Consider the following 3189-nt stretch of genomic DNA (forward strand, 5'->3'; position numbering starts at 1 on the left):
TCTCCTCCAAAACCCCTACCTCCAGTAAAATAACGTCAATTCCTATTTTACTAAAGTAGTAGGTTGATTGAGCAAAAGTGTAAAATCTTATCAAGCAATAACTGTCAACTTTATTCTAGCGTTTACATTTATCTGTTATTTAAAATATTGATGGTCAAGTAGACCAATTTCCAACTCATTCTCACTATAGTCTAATTTAATAACCTTTCTTAGCGAATTGTAATCCTTTATAATTGTTTGAATCAGCTTTCTTAATAATTCAATTTCTTCATCATCGAAGGCCGATTGCATTTCACTATCTTCAAGTGATTTTGAGCCTGAATAATTATTATGAGCATATCTGTACGCTACAGAAAGTTTCAGTAATCTTTGAGAAGCAAATTCACCATTTTCTATAATAAACTCACATAGTTGCTTTTTATTGAAATCAGTTATAGCATCCTTGATTTCAATTTTTTCATGGCTTATTACTTTTCCAGTAAATAGTTGAGATTGAGTTTTCATTTGTTCTTTATTCAACTCCAAGAAAGGAACTTCTTCAAAAGATAACCCTTTATCATAATATTTATTCAAAAAGAATCTTATGTATTCCGATTGAGTTACTATTGCATATAATTTTGCATATAATTGAGCGTATTGTTTATAGGAATATTCATTTTCAAAACTAATATCATTTGAGAATTTCGCCATTTCTTTTTGAAATTCTATCTTAACTTCCTCAGTCTTTTTGGTTATTTCCTCAACGTCTTCCTTCGTTGCTAAGTTTTTTCCTTTTTCCTTCATATAGCTCGGTAAAAGTGATTTGGTGAATAAACCTAAACAAAAAAATCCTATAATATTTATAAGTATAAATAACCATTCTCCCACAATATGTATCCCCCTTCATTGTATAATTTTCATTTTCAAAGTCAAAATCTCACTATTTCGTTAAGTTTGCATATCCTTATCATTTTTTTATGCTACCGATTTCTTCCGCTAACGACTTTTTCATCTGTTTTAACATTTCACGCATTTTTTTAGAATGGAATTTCAATTTTCCGTTGTTATTGCTTCTATATTCTTCTCGTAAAAAATCAATAATTTCCTTTTGTAGTTCTATTGAAACTTCGACTAATTTATAACAGGTTCTTTCCGTTCTTTTGTCTGGAAAATCTTCTCCTTCTACAGTAACAATCAATTCAAATAATTTAGTAAAGACGAATATTACATATAGACGAATCAAAAGTCTATCACTTACTTTATCGACAGAGTACATGCCATCTTCCTTATAGCACTCTATTGTTCCATAATTACAATGTGCATATCGTGACAATACATCATAAAAGTTATAGTAGTATTTTTTATCTTGTCCCGTTTTAAAAACACTTGGATTTTTTAATTCTCCTATAATTTCTTTGTCCCGATTTACTACCTGTCCCTCTTGATTAATATTATAAAATGAAAATGCTACATTAATTGGATTTATTATAAAGTCTTTAATATTATTCATATCGGAGTTTTCGTGTAAATATCTTGTGCTTAAATAGTTCTCAAATACACTTCGTAGTAAAATCATTGCATCTTCGTTATTACCCACTTTTAAGAGAGTCCGTATGCTTACCAAAGTTTTTGTACTTTTAGTAAACGCAAAATATTCAAAGTCATAAATAAACTTAGTAGTCAACTGATTAGCAACTGCAAGATCTATAAGGCCATATGGAAAACATACATATTCTACAAATTTCTTTGATTGGAGTATGAACTTGTTTATGATTTTATCTAAATCTTTTATATATTTTTCTTCCATATCGAATTATCCCTACTTCAAATATTATTGTATTTTAATCAGTTGAATATGATTTTGTATAAACTTGGAGACTCTATTATTTTTAGTCCTGTCTTTTCATTAATTATGTAAAAACATTCATTTTCGAGTATTAGCTTATATGATTCGGTTAAATGAATCATTTTGTTGGAGTAAGGACTATCGATGAAATTCTTTCTATTTTCTTGCATCGTTTTGGTAATATCCCTTAAAAAACTTACAACCATATCTATTTTTGTTGTATGTTGAACATTTGTGCGTGCTGTAGTTATCCCCCCTCCAATCATTCCGTAAATATCACCTTCAATTTCTACAACTGCCATAGCACCACTGTTTCGAATTTCAGAATGTTCCTTGTCCGTTAGTTTTTTCTCTAATGAAGAAAATCCTTTTAGCCTATACGGTTCTATTAAATATGGCCAATTTCTTTTAACTATCCGTAATAACTCTTGTTGTGAAAATTCCGTTCGGTTCTCTAATTTATGCCTTGTTACATCAATAAAATAAACGTTATTTTCATCAATTATGAAAAATAATAAATAGTCCGACCGTTCAACAAATCCTCCATTGTCAAATTTATTATTTATATGTAGATGGTGAATACCCCAATCGTATAACAATAAATCCCTTTGAGAGGGCTTGAATGCACCTTTACTTAAATAACCGTTTACATCTATGCCATTTTTAAATTTATTTCTTATCTGTTGCAAACAAAGATTATAATGTTCACCAAAATCTTGTTCTTTTAATTCATTGGAAACTTTAACATTTCTTTTTTTATTGTTAATTAATTTATCTGATAAATTAATATAACCTTTGAGAATAGTACATAAATCACCTTTGGGTGGTTCTATACCAATTTCTTTAAATTTTACCATTAAAATTTCAGATAAATCTTTATAAAAATCCATAAGAAGTGGCTCCCTCCCGTAACATTTGTACACCTAAATTATACCATCAATACGATATTGCATTATTACTTTCTGGAACCCTTTTATAATATGTTTCAATTATGTTGTCAGTTTTAAAAATCTGCAAACGGAAGAATATTGGTTCAACTCTTGCGTTAGGAAAATAAGTCAACTGAAACTATATACATAACTTATTAAGCTCATTCAAAAAGGACTTTGTAGCAATATACACCACTTTACTTCTAAATAATGGGTAAACCAGATAGAAAACTAAGGAGTGAAAAGAACCTAAATATTTTTATGCTTTTACTTTTTCGATTTCTATTCGCCCGATTTTATTATTTATTATTTACTCAACTTTCGCACCTTGAAAATCGACCTTGTTTTAGGTCTATTAAAGCTTTAAGAACAATCAACTTTGTTCCTTGACTATTGCCTTTAAACAAGAAAAGGCACCTGCTTCTTTGGTATAGT

At 29.0% G+C, this 3189-nt stretch carries 3 protein-coding genes; all 3 read right to left on the reverse strand.

The annotated features are described in order from the left end of the window. Nucleotides 1-135 precede the first annotated feature (135 nt). Nucleotides 136-867: a hypothetical protein gene (locus PZE06_RS25460; RefSeq protein WP_150917811.1), complete on the reverse strand. Its 732-nt coding sequence runs from the start codon at nucleotides 865-867 to the stop codon at nucleotides 136-138. Nucleotides 868-946: 79 nt separating this feature from the next. Further along, nucleotides 947-1786 carry a DUF5677 domain-containing protein gene (locus PZE06_RS25465; RefSeq protein WP_150917814.1) on the reverse strand — a complete coding sequence of 280 codons (840 nt, stop codon included), beginning with the start codon at nucleotides 1784-1786 and terminating at the stop codon, nucleotides 947-949. Nucleotides 1787-1824: 38 nt separating this feature from the next. After that, nucleotides 1825-2715, reverse strand: a complete 891-nt coding sequence (locus tag PZE06_RS25470) for a hypothetical protein (RefSeq protein WP_150917816.1) — start codon at nucleotides 2713-2715, stop codon at nucleotides 1825-1827. Between the last annotated feature and the right edge of the window lie 474 nt (nucleotides 2716-3189).

It is taken from the genome of Robertmurraya sp. DFI.2.37 (assembly GCF_029211245.1).
GTDB classification, from domain to species: Bacteria; Bacillota; Bacilli; order Bacillales; family Cytobacillaceae; genus Robertmurraya; species Robertmurraya methanolica_A.